Origin of the sequence: Thiomicrorhabdus sp. (assembly GCF_963662555.1) — a bacterium.
Taxonomy (GTDB): domain Bacteria; phylum Pseudomonadota; class Gammaproteobacteria; order Thiomicrospirales; family Thiomicrospiraceae; genus Thiomicrorhabdus.
On the sequence record NZ_OY759719.1, the window covers coordinates 428,646 to 444,840 of the forward strand.

15 protein-coding genes are annotated in these 16,195 nt (G+C 37.4%); 5 read left to right on the plus strand and 10 right to left on the minus strand.

The window, feature by feature from the left end; all coding sequences use genetic code 11:
- Positions 1–36 precede the first annotated feature (36 nt).
- On the minus strand, positions 37–828 hold the full coding sequence (locus tag ACORJQ_RS01690; RefSeq protein ID WP_321325447.1) for a DUF4197 domain-containing protein: 792 nt from the start codon (positions 826–828) through the stop codon (positions 37–39).
- 178 nt (positions 829–1,006) lie between these two features.
- The gene (locus ACORJQ_RS01695; RefSeq protein WP_321325448.1) at positions 1,007–1,576 is read right to left on the minus strand and encodes a hypothetical protein; all 570 of its coding nucleotides are present in this window, start codon (positions 1,574–1,576) and stop codon (positions 1,007–1,009) included.
- Between the two features lie 202 nt (positions 1,577–1,778).
- Here ACORJQ_RS01695 and hemF point away from each other — a divergent pair, with 202 nt between their 5' ends.
- The 3 genes from hemF to ACORJQ_RS01710 are packed head-to-tail and all read left to right on the plus strand — an operon-like array spanning position 1,779 to position 3,833.
- Positions 1,779–2,735 carry an oxygen-dependent coproporphyrinogen oxidase gene (gene hemF, locus ACORJQ_RS01700; RefSeq protein WP_321325451.1) on the plus strand — a complete coding sequence of 319 codons (957 nt, stop codon included), beginning with the start codon at positions 1,779–1,781 and terminating at the stop codon, positions 2,733–2,735.
- Between the two features lie 5 nt (positions 2,736–2,740).
- Positions 2,741–3,109, plus strand: coding sequence for an Hsp15 family ribosome-associated heat shock protein (locus ACORJQ_RS01705; protein ID WP_321325453.1), 369 nt, complete (start codon positions 2,741–2,743; stop codon positions 3,107–3,109).
- A gap of 46 nt (positions 3,110–3,155) precedes the next feature.
- On the plus strand, positions 3,156–3,833 hold the full coding sequence (locus tag ACORJQ_RS01710; RefSeq protein ID WP_321325455.1) for a hypothetical protein: 678 nt from the start codon (positions 3,156–3,158) through the stop codon (positions 3,831–3,833).
- Positions 3,834–3,928: 95 nt separating this feature from the next.
- On the opposite strand, the gene ACORJQ_RS01715 is transcribed toward ACORJQ_RS01710, so the two are convergent.
- Positions 3,929–4,084 (minus strand): hypothetical protein, encoded by a 156-nt coding sequence (locus tag ACORJQ_RS01715; RefSeq protein ID WP_321325457.1) that lies wholly within the window; start codon positions 4,082–4,084, stop codon positions 3,929–3,931.
- 134 nt (positions 4,085–4,218) lie between these two features.
- Here ACORJQ_RS01715 and ACORJQ_RS01720 point away from each other — a divergent pair, with 134 nt between their 5' ends.
- A complete protein-coding gene (locus ACORJQ_RS01720) occupies positions 4,219–6,099 on the plus strand; it encodes a TIGR00341 family protein (protein WP_321325459.1) in 1,881 nt (626 codons plus the stop codon).
- Between the two features lie 138 nt (positions 6,100–6,237).
- Here ACORJQ_RS01720 and ACORJQ_RS01725 read toward each other — a convergent pair whose 3' ends face one another.
- Entirely contained in the window at positions 6,238–7,176 is a 939-nt protein-coding gene (locus tag ACORJQ_RS01725) for a phosphoribulokinase (RefSeq protein WP_321325461.1), read from the minus strand.
- A 165-nt stretch (positions 7,177–7,341) separates the two neighbouring features.
- Entirely contained in the window at positions 7,342–9,774 is a 2,433-nt protein-coding gene (gene gyrB, locus ACORJQ_RS01730) for a DNA topoisomerase (ATP-hydrolyzing) subunit B (RefSeq protein ID WP_321325462.1), read from the minus strand.
- 411 nt (positions 9,775–10,185) lie between these two features.
- On the opposite strand from gyrB, the gene ACORJQ_RS01735 reads away from it, so the two are divergent.
- Entirely contained in the window at positions 10,186–10,620 is a 435-nt protein-coding gene (locus tag ACORJQ_RS01735; RefSeq protein WP_321325463.1) for an Hsp20/alpha crystallin family protein, read from the plus strand.
- Positions 10,621–10,698: 78 nt separating this feature from the next.
- Here ACORJQ_RS01735 and ACORJQ_RS01740 read toward each other — a convergent pair whose 3' ends face one another.
- The 5 genes from ACORJQ_RS01740 to dnaA all read right to left on the minus strand — a co-directional run bounded on the left by ACORJQ_RS01740 (position 10,699) and on the right by dnaA (position 16,000).
- The gene (locus tag ACORJQ_RS01740) at positions 10,699–11,082 is read right to left on the minus strand and encodes a DUF4870 family protein (RefSeq protein WP_321325465.1); all 384 of its coding nucleotides are present in this window, start codon (positions 11,080–11,082) and stop codon (positions 10,699–10,701) included.
- Between the two features lie 167 nt (positions 11,083–11,249).
- On the minus strand, positions 11,250–12,380 hold the full coding sequence (gene recF, locus ACORJQ_RS01745) for a DNA replication/repair protein RecF (RefSeq protein ID WP_321325466.1): 1,131 nt from the start codon (positions 12,378–12,380) through the stop codon (positions 11,250–11,252).
- Entirely contained in the window at positions 12,346–13,239 is an 894-nt protein-coding gene (locus ACORJQ_RS01750; RefSeq protein ID WP_321325467.1) for a cation diffusion facilitator family transporter, read from the minus strand. The genes recF and ACORJQ_RS01750 overlap by 35 nt, the downstream gene beginning before the upstream one ends.
- Before the next feature lie 251 nt (positions 13,240–13,490).
- Positions 13,491–14,600: a DNA polymerase III subunit beta gene (dnaN, locus tag ACORJQ_RS01755; protein WP_321325469.1), complete on the minus strand. Its 1,110-nt coding sequence runs from the start codon at positions 14,598–14,600 to the stop codon at positions 13,491–13,493.
- 20 nt (positions 14,601–14,620) lie between these two features.
- A complete protein-coding gene (gene dnaA, locus ACORJQ_RS01760) occupies positions 14,621–16,000 on the minus strand; it encodes a chromosomal replication initiator protein DnaA (protein ID WP_321325471.1) in 1,380 nt (459 codons plus the stop codon).
- Positions 16,001–16,195: the final 195 nt, after the last annotated feature.

Genomic DNA, 16,195 nt, shown 5'->3' on the forward strand with positions numbered 1-16,195 from the left:
CAAATTCCGTAATTACTACCTCGACTTAATGGTTCATTACTGGCCAAAAACTTTTTTCAATAATTCGGTTGATTGTTTAACTGGGTCCTTACGAATAGCGGCTTCTTCTTGTGCCATGTAATAAAACATGCCACTCATGCCTTTATCTAATACATGGTCAAGCAAGTCAGCTTTTACATTTGGAACAAAAGGTAAGTTTTTGTATTTGTTAATGGCTTTGTCATAAGCTTGAATGGCTCCAACCTCATTTAAAGAGTTTTCTATAATGGGTGTCATTTTGGCTTTAAGCTCTGGCTCTGTTTTAGATTTTAAATACTGTGTGGCAGAATCTTTTGGGCCATCGTAAATCTTTTTAACGTCTTCAAACTTCATATCTTGAATGGCTTTAATAAATAAAGCTTTTGCCTGTGGAGTAGCCACTTCAGCAGCACGATTAAGTTTAGTTTCAAGGTCATCCATATATTTACCCATACCAAATCTATCAAGCGTTGATTGAACCGTTTTTAAAGAATCTGGAAGCGGAATATGTACTTTAGGATCACTATTAAAGCCATTTAAAGTACCTAGCTTATCAACTACTACCTCAGAACTTTTTGATAAAGCTTGTTTAAAAGCCTTTTGTATTTCTTCACTAGATAAATTACTGGGGATGGCAGGATTGGTTACCGTATTATTTGTGCTTGAGCTCGATTTATCTTGTAGACTTTTTAATAAATCAGCACCCTGATCTAACCAGCTGGCTTGAACTGGGTTTACCAGGCCTGTTAAAACAAAACATAACGGTAGAGCAGCTAAAGTGTTTAGGGAGAAGGTTCTGTTTTTGTTCATAAAGCGGCCTCATAAAATAATAGGTATTGATACTAACAAAGCTAGAATACCGAAATTTAAGAACTATTCAATGAAAATAAGGTTAATAAAGTTTGCGTAATAAATCTATTACATAAATTTTTATAACCAAATCACTTCACTCGTGCGAAGCTCACATTTAAAGCAGTTAATTTAGTCTTTACTTAGCTGGTATTGGATTGAGTTTTTTTTGATTGCTTAATGATTCGCTATCTATTTTTTTGTAGATACTGTGTTTACCCTGAGTACGGAATTCGTAGTTAAGGAGACAGATCTTTTTATCATCTATCGCAATCTCTTTGGTAAACAGAATGACGCCTTTTTTATCTTTATATCTCTCATAATCAAATTCTGGTAATTTGTATTGTAAGTTCCACACTTTGCTATCAACCGCCTTAGCACAAGAATCAAACGCAACAATTTGTCCTGATTTATGTAAAAAACATTGTTTTAAAGTTTGTATAAAGGTGTAGTCTGTCTTAAAAGATTGGCCTGGTTTTCCAGATATTTGGGTTAAAGATACCTCTGTACTTGGGCCATCAATACCACCAGGATGTTTGGACATAAAAAATTTCCAGACACCCGGTGTGGCGGTATTTTTAGAAATAAATTCATCGCAATGGGTAATACCAAATTCATGAAATTGTTTTAATAGCTGTGTTTGATCATCATTAGCATAAGCTAGCCAGCTATGTAAAATAAGGGTTAAAAATAAAAGTGGTTTCATCATGTTTGCTCTTAGAGTTAAGTAGTTTAGCTTAATTTAACGTATTGATATTATGCGTTAATCTAACGTTATTTTTGGCAAAATTATTTATTTTAAAAAATGGTGCACGCATTATTGAAATTAGAACAGGGTAGATTGCTTTGCAAACATGCAAATAAAATTAAGAACGACTAGAATAACCCTACTCATTATTTAAGGATTCATCATGTCAGAAACTGCTATCAATATTCAAGCCGTTAAAAGTTACTTACTTAGCTTACAAGACGATATTTGCTCACAATTAGCCATAGAAGATGGCTCAATGGATTTTATTGTTGATGAGTGGGAGCGAGAGGGTGAAGAGGGCATAATGGGCTTGACTGGCGGTGGCCGTACTCGAGTCATGGAAGGTGGTGATGTCATTGAAAAAGGCGGAGTTAACTTTTCGCACGTAAAAGGTAAAAACCTACCGCCTTCAGCAACCGCACATCGCCCAGAGTTAGCTGGACGTTCATTTCAAGCTTTGGGTGTTTCACTGGTTATTCATCCTCGAAACCCATATGTTCCAACTTCTCATGCCAATATCCGTTTATTTATTGCAGAAAAAGAGGGAGAGCAGCCCGTTTGGTGGTTTGGTGGTGGTTTTGATTTAACACCTTATTATCCTTTTGATGAAGACGTATTACATTGGCATCAACAATCAAAAGAAGCTTGCGAACCTTTTGGTGATGAAATCTATCCAAAATACAAACAGTGGTGTGATGAATACTTTTATCTAAAACATCGTGATGAAACACGTGGAGTGGGTGGACTTTTTTACGATGATTTAAATGAAAGTACTTTTGGTTGGGACTTTGCCAAATGTTTTGAATTTATGCAATCGGTTGGTGATCACTTTATCACCGCGTATCGTCCAATTGTGGCACGTCGTAAAACAATGGAATATGGCGAACGTCAAAAAGACTTCCAGCTTTACCGTCGCGGTCGTTATGCTGAGTTTAACCTCGCGTTTGACCGAGGCACTATTTTTGGCCTGCAAACAGGTGGCCGTACTGAATCTATCTTAATGTCTATGCCACCAGTAGTGAATTGGAAATACAATTACCATCCAGAGCCAGGAACCGAAGAATCTAATATTTATAACTATTTAACACCAAAAGATTGGTTAACCGAGTTAGCGTAAATTTTATGGATAAATTACGAGTAGATAAATGGCTATGGGCGGCACGTTTTTTTAAAACTCGTGGTGTAGCTCTTGAAGCGATTAAAGGCGGCAAAATTGAGCTAAACGGTTTTAAACCTAAGCCAAGTAAAACCTTAAGTGTGGGTGATAAACTTAAAATCACCCAAGTGCATCGTCAAGTAGAGGTTACTGTACTGATTGTGAGTGATAAACGGGGTAATGCCGAACAAGCTGCAACGCTTTATCAATTAGACAATGAAGTATTAAATCAACGAAAACCAACCGCTGATATGGCATTGGTTGGCTATCGAGAAAAAGGTATGGGACGACCAACCAAACGTGATAGAAGAAAAATTGATTCTTTTGAACTTTAATTTATAGAATTTTTATTGGTTTAAGTTTTATTTTGTGGAGAGAAAAATGAAAAAAATTATAGTATCTAGTGTATTGGGTGGAATGGTTGCTATGTCGCCATTTGCAAGTAAAGCATCTGAATTAAATTCTGTAGGAGTTGGTATTAATTACGGTTTATTCGCTGGGCCTACTTTAGAGTTAACCTATCCAATCAATAATTCTTGGCAAGTTAGAGGTGCACTGTCTTCAGGTATGGATATGAGTGAAACAGCAACAACGGATATTGAATACAAAGTTAAAACAAAAAATGGTATTAACCGATTGGCTTTAGATTACCATCCTTTTGAAAACAGTTTTTTTCTCTCTGCAGGCTATGCAGTTAATAATTTTAATGTTGCTGCTGATGCACAAAAGAATGGTTCAGATATTACGATTGGTGATACCACTTATAGTGGTAATGTGACACTGAACGGTACGTTAGACTGGAATAATGCACCTAGTCTGAGTTTAGGGTGGGGGAACTCTCCAGAAAAAGGCTGGGGTGGTTTAATTGAGTTGGGAGCCATCTTTACCGGTACTACAAATGTTAATATTATAGGTACAGGTACATTGAACGGAAATGATGTTTCTACTGATCCTTCAATTCAAGCAGAGATCGCTAAAGAAGAGAAAAAAGTACAGGATAAACTGTCTGAATATGATTTTCTACCGATATTACAAGCTGGTGTGACTTACCGTTTTTAAGTAATTTTGAAATAGCATTCTTCAATAGAATGGCTTGTTTATAATGAATAAAAGCACCCAAATGGGTGCTTTTTTGTGGGTGCTTTTTTATTTAACTACGGTTTGTAATTGTTTACTAACATTACTACCTGTCCATGGGTGGAGATTCCATGCCATTCATTTTTTTGGTTAACAAAAGTTCCCACCACATTGTTTTCACCTGATGTAATATCTACCAGGCCTGTTAAATAACCTGCATTAGGACATCGCATCAAATTTATGATGGTTTTTATGATCGGCTTTTTCCATGGTTTTGAGTTGAGTTAAAAAAACAGATATTTTTCGTTCATTCACTTTAATACGCATATAATCAGTCAATTACTTTCTAAATGAACTTGGAATTCTTATGACAAATTTTTCTGATTGTGTTGTTCTATTTGATGACCAAAATTTAGAGCTATTTGAAAGTTCTGTAATCCCTCATCTAGATAAAAACTGGGCTACTTTGCCTTTTACGTCTATTAATGAATTATCTTTGCCAGATAATGCGAATATTTTATTTTGGTTAGGCGATTTAGCTTTATATGACTTGATTCCCTTTGCGGTTGAAAAGAGTTGGACAGTTGGCTTTTTACCTCATCCAGATTTAAACCGGTTTTATCGTACCTTTCCGGTTTCTAAAAAAATTGAGGAAGTATTAGAGGATATAAAAACCACAAAAGAGCCTGTTACAAGCGATTTATTATTTTGTAATAATCACCTTGTTTTAGGTTCGGTTATGTTGGGTAACCCAACCATAATGCGACCCGCTTCTAATATAGATAATAGTATTTGGAGCAAGCTTAAATACTTAACAGTCATGACTTTTAATTTGAGTAAGGTGAGTCTTTCACCTTTTAAACTTCAAACAGAAAAAGGTTCAATAGTTAACACGGCAGCATTGGGAATTACCTTCGTATATCGTCCAAGTGGAAGTGACTTTACTAAAAGAGTGATTGGTGAAACTGAAATAGATCAATCTACATTAAATGCTATTGTTTTAGCACCAAGAAGCATTTCAGAAGTGGTTCGTTTTCTCTTTTCACGTTTATTTCCGTATAAAGAGGGCACACAGAGTCTAGCCAATTATATTGGCCATATTACAACGCGTACAATTCATGTTTCAGCACCTCAACCTCTATCCTTTACTATTGATGCGGTTCCTTATACGGATGATAAATTAGATATTTCCGTACAAGCCGATGCACTTAAGGTTATGAGTCAAAAACTCCCGAATAAAGAGGCGGCCAAAGAGATTAAAGAGTCTATTTGTGTCTCTACTTTACCTAAAGGGCAAGCTGTTAAAGAGCTTAGTGACCGTTCATTACCTTGGATTCATCACGTTGATCATGAAGAGGTAAAAGAGACTTTTGTTAATCTAAAAGAGAGTGCTCAAATTACCGAGTCATATTTGGTATTAATGGTACTTTCAACCCTTCTTGCTACGGTTGGCTTGTTTGCCAATTCAGCACCTGTCATTATTGGTGCTATGATTTTAGCCCCTCTCATGGCACCCATTATTTCTTTATCTATGGGGGTGCTTCGCCAAAATGTTGATTTTATATTAACCAGTGTTAAAACCCTTCTTGTTGGGATTTTTCTGGCCCTTATTTTTGGTATTTTGCTCACTCTCATTACACCTTTACAAGTCGTTACTACAGAGATTGCTGCACGTTTGAGCCCTACCATTTTAGATTTAGCGGTTGCTGTGATTTCTGGTATTGCAGGTGCTTATGCGAGTGCTCGTTCAGAGGTGGCAAAAAGCTTAGCGGGAGTCGCTATTGCTGTGGCATTAGTTCCTCCATTAGCGGTTTCAGGTATTGGTATTGGTTGGCTTGATTGGCATACATTTTCAGCTGCTTTTTTATTATTTATTACTAACTTAGTGGGAATTGTTTTAGCTTCGACCATCACGTTTTTGGTGATGGGATTTAGTCCGTTTCATTTAGCTAAAAAAGGGGTTGCTTACGCATTAGGATTTGTACTATTAGTGAGTATTCCTTTGAATTTTTCATTTGCAAAATTAGTGGATAAACAACATGTTATTTCTGAACTTGAGGGTTGGAATTTTGGAGAAATACAGGTTAGAGATGTGCAAATTCGAGAATTGTCACCGTTATACCTTTCAGCTACCTTGTTGTCTGATAAAGGGATTAATTCTGAGCAAGTAGATAAGGTTAAGGCAGAGATTGAGAAAAGGTTAAACCGAAAAATTAAATTAGAAGCTAAGGTTGCGATTTTGCGTTAAGCAAAGTTTTTAGATTAACAAGTTGCTCAAATTCTCCATAGTGACAGCACAAAATAAATACCCTGGAACTAATCTAATAGACATAAAAAAACCCGCTAAAAGAGCGGGTTTTTAATGCCATATGCAAAAGCTTAATAATTAAGCATTTGCCATTGCAGCACGTTTTTTAGCAATTAGATTTTGAATGATTGGTGTCATCATTAAATCCATTGCTTGAACCATATGTGAACCGCTACAAACTAACGTTTCTGCATTCTGTAAGAAAGCACCTTCAATTTGGTCTTTAACGGCTTCTAGATCAACATCTTGGTGACGAACGTGACAGATGATTAAAGAATCTTCTGGTGCTGGTCCCATTGGTGCATCTGGAGACATGGTTGAGAATGGATCAGACGTATCAATTAACGGTACACGGTGGAAATTGATGTGAGTACGGTGGAACTGAGGAACGATTGTCTCAATATAGTCAGGCATACGCTCAAGAATGGTGTCACGTACCTGTTGAACTGAATATGGACGTTCTGCTGTATCACGGTAGATTTTTTGCATCCACTCGATGTTGATAGATGGTGCTACACCAATCCCTAAATCAACATACTGTGCTACGTTGTGCATACCTTCTTCAGGACCGTGATCCATACGTTTAACCATTCCGTGAAGACCTTCATAGAAAAGTACATCCGTACCTTCAGGAATTGGCTCCCAAGGAGTAAACTCACCAGATTGGTAGTTAGTACCACCTAAACGTGCATTATGTTCAGCTGCTTCTTCATCGCTGTGAATATAGTAACGACGCTTACCTGTAGCCGTTTCTTTATACTCTTTAAAAAGAGCTTCTAGTTCGGCAAATTCGTTAGCAGCTTCTGCAAAGTGAGTTAATGTTGGACCACCGTTTGCTTTTGATTCAGCGACTTTTTCTTTCATTTCAGCACGGCTGTACTTGTGATAGCTGTCACCTTCAACAATAGCAACGTTTAGGTTTTCGCGATCAAAAATCTTTTCTACAGCACGTTTAACAAAAGAAGTACCTGCTCCAGATGAACCAGTTACGGTAACGATAGGGTGTTGTACTGACATGAACTGTCTCCTAATTTAATAAAATTACCAGGCCTGGTAATTCTGTGTTTTACTTTATAAATTCTTTATAGCTTTAGACTTGTGCGGCATATTAGAAACCAAAAGCGGTTTTTTTTCAAAAATAAATCACTTTTGGTTTCTAAGGTTTTGCCTTAAAAGAGCTTTTTACACGTCTAAGTTTTCTACTTGTAATGCATTTGACTCAATGAAATCACGACGTGGTTCAACTTCATCCCCCATTAAGGTAGTAAAGACTTGGTCAGCAATCATGGCATCACGTACAGTAACTTGTAAGAGACGGCGGGCCTCTGCATTCATGGTCGTTTCCCAAAGTTGTTCTGGGTTCATCTCCCCCAAACCTTTGTATCGCTGAATATTCTGACCACGTTTGGCTTCATTAAATAACCAATCAACGGCTTCATTGAAAGTAGCAACTGATTGTGTTTTTTCACCACGTTGAATATAAGCGGTATTAGTTAACAGGCCTTGTAAGGCTTTACCAAGCTCTACAATTTGTGCGTAATCTTTAGAAGTAAAGAATTCAGCATCAAATATCTGTGTGCTTAAGGTTCCGTGTTCACGTTGATGTAAACGAATTTGGAACTTACCTTTGCTTTCCATATCTGTGGCAGGTTCACTGCTTAGTTGGTAATCAACTTTATTCAGTTCACCACTGGCTTTAATATGTGGAAGAAGTTCGTTAATCCAGGCTTCTAAAGCACTTGAGTCATTTAAAGTATCTAGGTTGATTTCTGGATAATCCACCAACATATTTAAGAAAACGGGGTTATAACGACGAGCTAAACGGTCTATAACATGTTTCGTTTTAAAGTACTCTTTAGATAAGGTTTCTAACGCTACGCCACTAATGGCAGGAGCACCTTGAGCGGTAAATAAAGAGGAGCCATCAATGGCATTCTGTAATAAGTAGCTTTCAAGCTCTCTGTCATCTTTTAGATAAGTTTCTTGCTTACCTTTTTTCACTTTATATAAAGGTGGCTGAGCAATGTAGATATAGCCTTTCTCGACCAATTCTGGATACTGGCGGTAGAAGAACGTTAACAGTAAAGTACGAATGTGTGAACCATCCACGTCGGCATCCGTCATGATAATAATACGGTGATAACGTAGTTTATCGATATTGTACTCATCGGCACCAATGCCACAGCCTAAAGCCGTGATTAAGGTCCCAACTTCTGCTGAAGCCAGCATTTTGTCAAAACGGGCTTTTTCAACGTTAAGGATTTTACCTTTAAGAGGCAAAATCGCTTGAGTTCGACGGTCTCGGCCTTGTTTAGCCGATCCACCAGCGGAGTCACCCTCCACCAAGTATAGTTCTGAAAGAGCAGGGTCTTTTTCTTGGCAGTCAGCCAGTTTACCAGGTAAACCAGCAATATCTAAAGCCCCTTTACGGCGAGTCATTTCGCGAGCTTTACGAGCCGCTTCACGGGCACGAGCGGCATCCATGATTTTTGAGAAAACGGCTAAAGCATCTTTAGGGTTTTCAAGTAAGAACTCTGCTAATTTTTCATTCATTGCTGTTTCAACAGCAGATTTCACTTCTGAAGAAACTAATTTATCTTTAGTCTGTGATGAGAATTTTGGATCAGGCACTTTAACCGAGATAACCGCTGCCAAACCTTCACGAGCATCATCACCAGAAACGTTCATTTTATATTTTTTGGTTAAGCCTTCAGATTCAGCATAACTATTTAAAGTACGTGTTAACGCCGCTCTAAAACCAGATAAGTGGGTACCACCATCACGCTGAGGAATATTGTTGGTAAAACAAAAAATCGATTCTTGGTAAGATTCTGACCACTGCATTGCTACTTCAACAGTAATGTCGTCTTTTACGGTAGAGAAATAGAAAGCTTTTTCATGAATCAGGGTTTTATTAGTATTGATGTAGTCAACAAAGGCCTTGATACCGCCTTCAAATTGAAACACCTCATGGCGGTCATCACGTTTATCAATTAATTCAATGTGAACACCAGAGTTTAAGAAAGAAAGCTCTCTTAATCGCTTTAACAAGTAATCAAAATTAAAATCAGTGACATTGGTAAATGTCTCTTTACTTGGTAAAAAGCGGATTTCGGTTCCCGTTTCTGTGGTTTCGCCAACCGATTCCATAGGAGCATCTGGTACACCGTGGGTGTAAGATTGCTTCCAAATATGACCTTCACGCTTGATAGTTAAATCCAGTTTAGATGATAAAGCGTTTACAACCGAAACACCTACCCCGTGTAGACCACCAGAGACTTTGTAGGAGTTATCATCAAACTTACCACCAGCATGAAGTACCGTCATAATAACTTCAGCTGCCGATACACCTTCTTCTTCATGTATACCAACAGGGATACCACGACCGTTATCGGTAACGGAGACGGAACCATCCGTGTGGATAGTGACAACAACTTTGTCACAGTGACCAGCTAAGGCTTCATCGATACCATTATCAACAACTTCAAAAACCATGTGGTGGAGACCAGTACCATCATCGGTGTCACCAATGTACATACCAGGACGTTTACGGACTGCATCAAGGCCTTTTAATACCTTGATGGAGGAGGAATCGTATTGCGTTTCTTCAGACATAAAACTCGATTTCTTTTATGGAGGTTTTGGGTCTATTTCAACTCAAAATCTCGGGTTATTTTTATAATCAAAATATTTGGTCAATTTTACCATAAAGCTTTATTAAATGCATGGTCTTAGTGCTTGCTATATTTTCCTTTATAATCAAGTAGTTACAGGTAAAAATTTTGGGTGTTTTTATTTTTAATTATGGCTCTTAATATTGCAGATAATTTAATACCCTTATTGATTCAATTTAAATCAATTTAATATTGCCTGAATTACAGTAATAAGTTGATATATATCAATAGGATATGTGGGTTTATATCGCGTGTGGTATCGGTTGATAAAATTTTGAGTTAGAATTAAGCAGTTGTAACACAATTGCTTTGCAACACAGCATTTTTAATTCTTAAAATTAAGGAGTTTGTTATGAGCATATCACTTAGTAGATGGGAACCATTTAAAGAATTAAAGGAAATGGAAGAACGTTTTAATAAGTTGTTTCCCAAAGCATCGGAATTGGAATCAAGTTTGGTTGATTTTACACCGTCAGTAAATAGCAGAGAAGGTGACTACGCATATCATGTTGAAGTGGATTTACCGGGTGTAAAGAAAAAAGATATTAAGGTTGAGGTTAAAGATAATCGTTTATTTATCTCTGGGGAAAGAAAAGAGAAAAAAGAGGTAAAAAAAGACGATTATCAAAGAATAGAAAGTAGTTATGGAAAGTTTGAAAGAAGCTTTATTCTTCCAGGTGGGATTGATAGTGAAAATGTAAAAGCGAGTTGTGAGGATGGCGTGTTAGAAGTTACCTTGCCAAAACTCGAAAAAATCAAAACTGGAAAACAAGTAAAAGTGACCTAAACTGATTTGAATGGAAAAATAAGGCCGCTGATGCGGCCTTTATTTTAGTTAGTCATCAATTAAATATTAAATTGATAATTAACCGAACATCCAGCTTGTTGGATTTGGAATAGGTTCTTTTTTACCAAGATATTTAAAGCCTACCACACAGCGAACAATGAGCCATATTGCGGTGAATATTAATACCAGAATCCCAATTGAAATAGAAAGTAATAACACGCCAATAACGCTATAAAGCAAACCAATCCAAAAAGTACGAATTTGGAACTGATAATGGGAGTCTAGGTAGTTACCATCGCCTTTATTGACATAAGCCATGATGAGTCCAACGATGGATGTTATTCCTATAATGAAACTAACTAGATATAAAACATAAACGATAGTTGGAATGGTAGTGCTAATTTCCGTTGTTGGTGTCGCTATAGACTTTTCTTGTTGAGTGTTTTCAACTTGGTCTGACATAAATATCCTTTTCTGATTATTTTTATTTTTTTAAATCTAGATAATTCTAACAAAAGAAGATAATTTCCTTATCAAAATAATTGTTTTTTATAGTAATAAAATTAATTACCAAGCCTTCATACCATCCTTGCGGGTTTCGGTACATTTAAAATCTGTTTTGGCTGGCGTTATTTAGATTGTATGAGACCATTATCAATAGACCAGGCCTGGTAATTCTCAGAATTAAGAATGGGAATTAGGTTTTCAGATGTGGTGGTAATGATGTGCTGTATATTTAAGATTTGCAGCAATTCAAGTAGCTTGGTTCTGTGTATCTCGTCTAACTCTGCCGGTAGGTCATCAATCAACATAATTACGGGTTCATTCACTATTTTTTCATGCAGGCTTGCTTGCGCCAGCAATAAGGCGCATACAAACAGCTTTTGTTGGCCACGAGATAAAATATTCATCGCTTCTTGGTTGTTAAATTTAAATCGAATATCCGCACGATGAGCACCATATTGGGTATGACCTACTTGCATATCTTTGGAAAAGTTACTTTGGTAAAGTGCCAACAAATCATCATTGCTCTTAGGCCAACCCGCTCTGTATTGACACACCACATCGGTTTCAATTTCAGGCATTAAGGCTTGGCAAAAGGTGATCAAGTAGGGTGTTAACTGATCTAGGTAGTCTTGGCGAATTACATCGATTTGTTGAGCGTTTTCTACTAGCGTTTGATCCCAAAGTTGAACCTGTTCTTTTGGCAGGTGTTTTTTAAGAGCATGATTACGCTGCTTTAAACCACGTTGATAATTTCGCCATAATGGCATAAAAGTTTCTGACTGATGAAAACAACCCCAATCCATAAATTGACGACGTGCTTTAGGCCCTTCTTCTAGCAATTTGTGGCTTTCTGGAGTGAGTAATTGAATAGGCAGCAGTTTAGCAATTGGACCATGCGATTTTACGGTTTCGCCATCAATTCTAAGTAAGGTGTTGTCCGTTGTTTTTTGAATACCAATTTTGTGTTTTTGGGTTAAGTCATGGCTTGAGACCGCTTCACAAAAGATGGTGGCCGAAGTTTGATTGTGCTGAATAAGGTGATGCGATTTCTGTGAACGAAAAGAACGCCCAGTAGCTAATAACCAAATGGCTTCAATAATTGCCGTTTTACCGGCGGCATTATTTCCAATTATCAAATTTAACCCAGAGCTCAGCTCAAAGTGAGCCGCTTCACAGTTACGAAAATGTTGAATGGAGATTTGAGCAAGTTGGGTCACCTTAATGTTTACCCCATTTATGGTGAGAAGGGTCATTTTTTAAACTTGCAGGTTCTTGATGAATCATAACATCAAGATCTGCAAATTTTGCTTTAAGGCGTTGTGTCACATTTTCTGTGATTTTATGGCTTTCTAAAAGTGTAAGGTTGTCATCTAACTCTAGATCAAACTGCACAAATTTATTTGGACCAGACTGGTAGCTACGTAAGTCATTCATGCCTCTAACATGAGAGGTGGTTAAGGTGATTTGTTTTATCTCTTCACGCATTGGTTTTGGTAGTTCATGATCCAGTAATTGATTTCCCGCTTCTATGGCGATTTGGATTGCAGAATAGAAAATCCATGCGGCAATTCCAAGTCCAAGTAGCGGATCTAACCATTCTATAGCACTTAACCATAAGCTAATAATGACCAATATGTTAGCAAGCACATCAGATAGATAATGCAATGAATCCGACTTTATAGCTGTAGATTGGGTTTTTTGGATCACATAACGCTGAAAACTCAATAGCCCTAAAGTGACCAGTAAAGAGATAATCATTACGATTAAACCTAGGTCAGGCGAGGTAATGGCGTGTGGGTAAATAAAGCGTTCTATGGAGAAGATAATTAAATAAATTGCAGAGCCGGCAATAAATATACTTTGAGCAAGAGCCGCCAAAGGTTCTGCATTACCATGACCAAAGCGATGTTCTCTATCTGCGGGAGTTTGGGCAATTTGTACTGCAATTACGATCATGATTGAGGCGGCAATATCAATTGCAGAATCAAGAAGTGAAGCTAATATACTGACTGAACTTGTGTACCACCAAGCATAAAATTTTAGTAGTAAAAGCAAACTAGCAATCACTACAGAAGCATAAGTTGCGATTCTGACAAGACGAGCTTTATTCATAAAATATCTGCATGAGTGTAGGCAAAACTAAAGTCTAATACAATTTAATTGAACAAGTCTAAAAAGAAAATCTTGATAAGGTGTGTGGTCAGTAAATAGTTAAGAATTTGCAAGAATTAGTTTGGAGGCTAGAACGAGATTAGTTTGTTCAGAGCGAAGGTCAGTTCAAGGCAGAAAAAGTGAATGTACAATGAGTACATGAACGTTTCTAACGAAGAAATGGCCTACGCTATGGGCAAAATAATCCGCTTCTAGAGGCGCATTGGCATAATTACATGCTGACAATGACATGCGTCAGTTGTGGTTTCAATCAAACAACTGCTATTGGCATCTTTCATTAACAAAGTGACACAATCTTCATGCATTGAGTTAAGTACATCTAAAATATAGTTAACGTTAAAACCAACTTCCATCTCGGTACCCGTGTAGTCAATCGCCATGTCTTCATGTGATTCATCTTGTTCACTATTAGAAGCATTTACCGCAAGTAGGTTATTGCTTAACACTAAACGAATCCCTTTAAATTTGTCATTAGACAAAATTGAAGCACGTTGTAATAGGCTACGTAATAACTCACGATCAGTTTGCACTAATTGATCATTATGTTGTGGAATCACTCGGCGGAAATCTGGGAAACGACCATCAACCAATTTACAAGTAAACACGGTCTCTTCAAACTGAACAGTTAAATAGTTTTTAGCCAATGCAAACTCAATTAATGCATCGTCATCACCAATTAATTTAGACAGTTCTAACACGCCTTTTCTTGGCAAAATAGCTTGAGTTGGCGTTAAACCGTCAATCGCTAATTCGGTTGAACAGGTTGATAAACGGTGACCATCTGTGGCAACAACACGTAACGTTTGGTTACTAATATCAAATAGCATACCGTTTAAGTAAAAGCGAACATCTTGGCTTGCCATGGCAAAGCTTGAGTGTTGAATTAACTGCTTTAACTGGTGCTGAGACAGCGAAAAAGACATATCGGCTTGAGTTAAGTCAATAGTTGGGAAGTCTTCAGCCGGCAAAGTAGAAAGTTTAAAACGTGAACGACCAGCAGATAAGTTACAACGAGATTCATCAAAGTCTAAAACAATGGTGAGCCCATCAGGTAAAGAACGCACAATATTAATCAGCTTCATTGCTGGCAGAGTAATGGCAAACTGACTGACTTCAGAAGATTCAAGCTCAGTTTGAGCACGAGTTTCAATCTCTAAATCGGATGCGGTAACAGTCAAGGTGTTTTCTGAAACTTGAAATAAAACATTGCCTAAAATAGGCATGGTCTGACGCTTTTCAACGACACCGCCTACGGTTTGCAAAACTTTTAAAAGATTTTCACGAGTTAAAGTGATTTTCATGCCAAGTGCCTTTTTGAGTCCTAGTTGGTAATGATACGAATTAAACTATTAAAATCTTCATCAATATGATGATCTGTTTCACGCAATTCTTTCACTTTGCGAACCGCATGTAATACTGTTGTATGGTCTCTGCCACCAAAGGCATCGCCAATTTCTGGCAAGCTGTGATTGGTAAGCTCTTTTGCAATTCCCATGGCTATTTGTCTTGGACGAGCTACATTTCGAGAACGACGTTTTGACAAAATATCTGCTACACGGATTTTATAATAATCAGCGACCGTTTTTTGAATGTTATCAAGAGTAACCATTTTTTGTTGTAATGCCAACAAATCTTTCAGGGCTTCTTTAACCACATCAACCGTTAATGCTTGTTGGGTAAATTGAGAATAGGCACCAACACGTTTTAATGCACCCTCTAAATCACGCACATTACCACGTAAACGTTTAGCAATAAAGAATGCCACTTCATCAGGTAAAGCTACGCCAAATTCTGAGGCTTTCTTTAATAAGATGGCGACTCGCATTTCAAATTCTGGTGGTTCAACCGCAATGGTTAAGCCCCAGCCAAAACGAGATTTAAGACGGTCTTCTAAACCATCTACTTCTTTTGGAAAGCGGTCACTGGTCAAGATAACCTGTTTATTGCCCTCTAATAAAGTATTAAAGGTATGAAAAAACTCTTCTTGAGATTGATCTTTATTGGCAAAAAATTGAATATCATCGATTAATAAAGCATCTAAAGAGCGGTAGAAACGTTTAAATTCGTCAATTTTATTATGACGCAGTGCGTTAACCATGTCGGCAACAAAACGTTCTGAATGCAAATAAACCACTCGTGCATTAGGCTTGTCTTTCATTAACTGATTACCGATAGCATGCATTAAGTGAGTTTTACCTAACCCCACACCACCATAGATAAAGAAAGGATTGTAGCTACCACCAGGGTTCTCTGCTACTTGGCGAGCTGCTGCTGCTGCCAACTGGTTAGCTTTACCTTCAACAAAGGTTTCAAAGGTAAAACTGGTGTTTAGGTTGTGCTTAATGCCCGTTTTATTGGTTGTTGATTTGGCAGTATCTTGATCTGGTTTGCTATCAGCTTTTGCTTTATTTTGTAAAGCTTGCGGAACGGTTGGCTCAGGTTCTTCAATAGTTTCAAGAGCATAATCGCCAATTTCTAGATGTACTTCAGGTGTATTGGTTGGAGCTGCAATTGCAACCGCTTGGCGAATGTTGTCCATTAGTTTTTTGTTGACCCAATCCAAAATAAAGGTAGAGGGTGCTAATAAACGAATAACGGACTCTTCTTCAATAGCTTGTAATGGACGAATCCAGGTGTGAAATTGCTGATCATTTAGGTCGTTTTCTAAGTGTTTAAGACTTTGGGTCCAAAGTGATGACAAAGTTGTATCCTCAAAAGTATCTAATGAAAATTTTGTAATCAGCACAGAGCTTTGTTACAAAACCTTCAAAACACCGTTTTTTACCTAGAAACGACTTTGCTCTGCAGGTAAACGCGGTTAAATAGGGTTGTTTAGTATTTTTTGATTATTTTTTAGAGCCCGTTTCAAGATTTTTATTATTGTTTTACTATATAA

Coding starts and splice junctions, on each gene's coding strand:
- ACORJQ_RS01695 (WP_321325448.1), bottom strand. CDS start 1,576: ATGATGAAACCACTTTTATTTTTAACCCTTATTTTACATAGCTGGCTA.
- ACORJQ_RS01720 (WP_321325459.1), top strand. CDS start 4,219: ATGACAAATTTTTCTGATTGTGTTGTTCTATTTGATGACCAAAATTTA.
- recF (WP_321325466.1), bottom strand. CDS start 12,380: ATGACCCTTCTCACCATAAATGGGGTAAACATTAAGGTGACCCAACTT.
- ACORJQ_RS01690 (WP_321325447.1), bottom strand. CDS start 828: ATGAACAAAAACAGAACCTTCTCCCTAAACACTTTAGCTGCTCTACCG.
- gyrB (WP_321325462.1), bottom strand. CDS start 9,774: ATGTCTGAAGAAACGCAATACGATTCCTCCTCCATCAAGGTATTAAAA.
- ACORJQ_RS01715 (WP_321325457.1), bottom strand. CDS start 4,084: ATGCGATGTCCTAATGCAGGTTATTTAACAGGCCTGGTAGATATTACA.
- ACORJQ_RS01735 (WP_321325463.1), top strand. CDS start 10,186: ATGAGCATATCACTTAGTAGATGGGAACCATTTAAAGAATTAAAGGAA.
- ACORJQ_RS01740 (WP_321325465.1), bottom strand. CDS start 11,082: ATGTCAGACCAAGTTGAAAACACTCAACAAGAAAAGTCTATAGCGACA.
- ACORJQ_RS01710 (WP_321325455.1), top strand. CDS start 3,156: ATGAAAAAAATTATAGTATCTAGTGTATTGGGTGGAATGGTTGCTATG.
- ACORJQ_RS01725 (WP_321325461.1), bottom strand. CDS start 7,176: ATGTCAGTACAACACCCTATCGTTACCGTAACTGGTTCATCTGGAGCA.
- hemF (WP_321325451.1), top strand. CDS start 1,779: ATGTCAGAAACTGCTATCAATATTCAAGCCGTTAAAAGTTACTTACTT.
- ACORJQ_RS01750 (WP_321325467.1), bottom strand. CDS start 13,239: ATGAATAAAGCTCGTCTTGTCAGAATCGCAACTTATGCTTCTGTAGTG.
- ACORJQ_RS01705 (WP_321325453.1), top strand. CDS start 2,741: ATGGATAAATTACGAGTAGATAAATGGCTATGGGCGGCACGTTTTTTT.
- dnaN (WP_321325469.1), bottom strand. CDS start 14,600: ATGAAAATCACTTTAACTCGTGAAAATCTTTTAAAAGTTTTGCAAACC.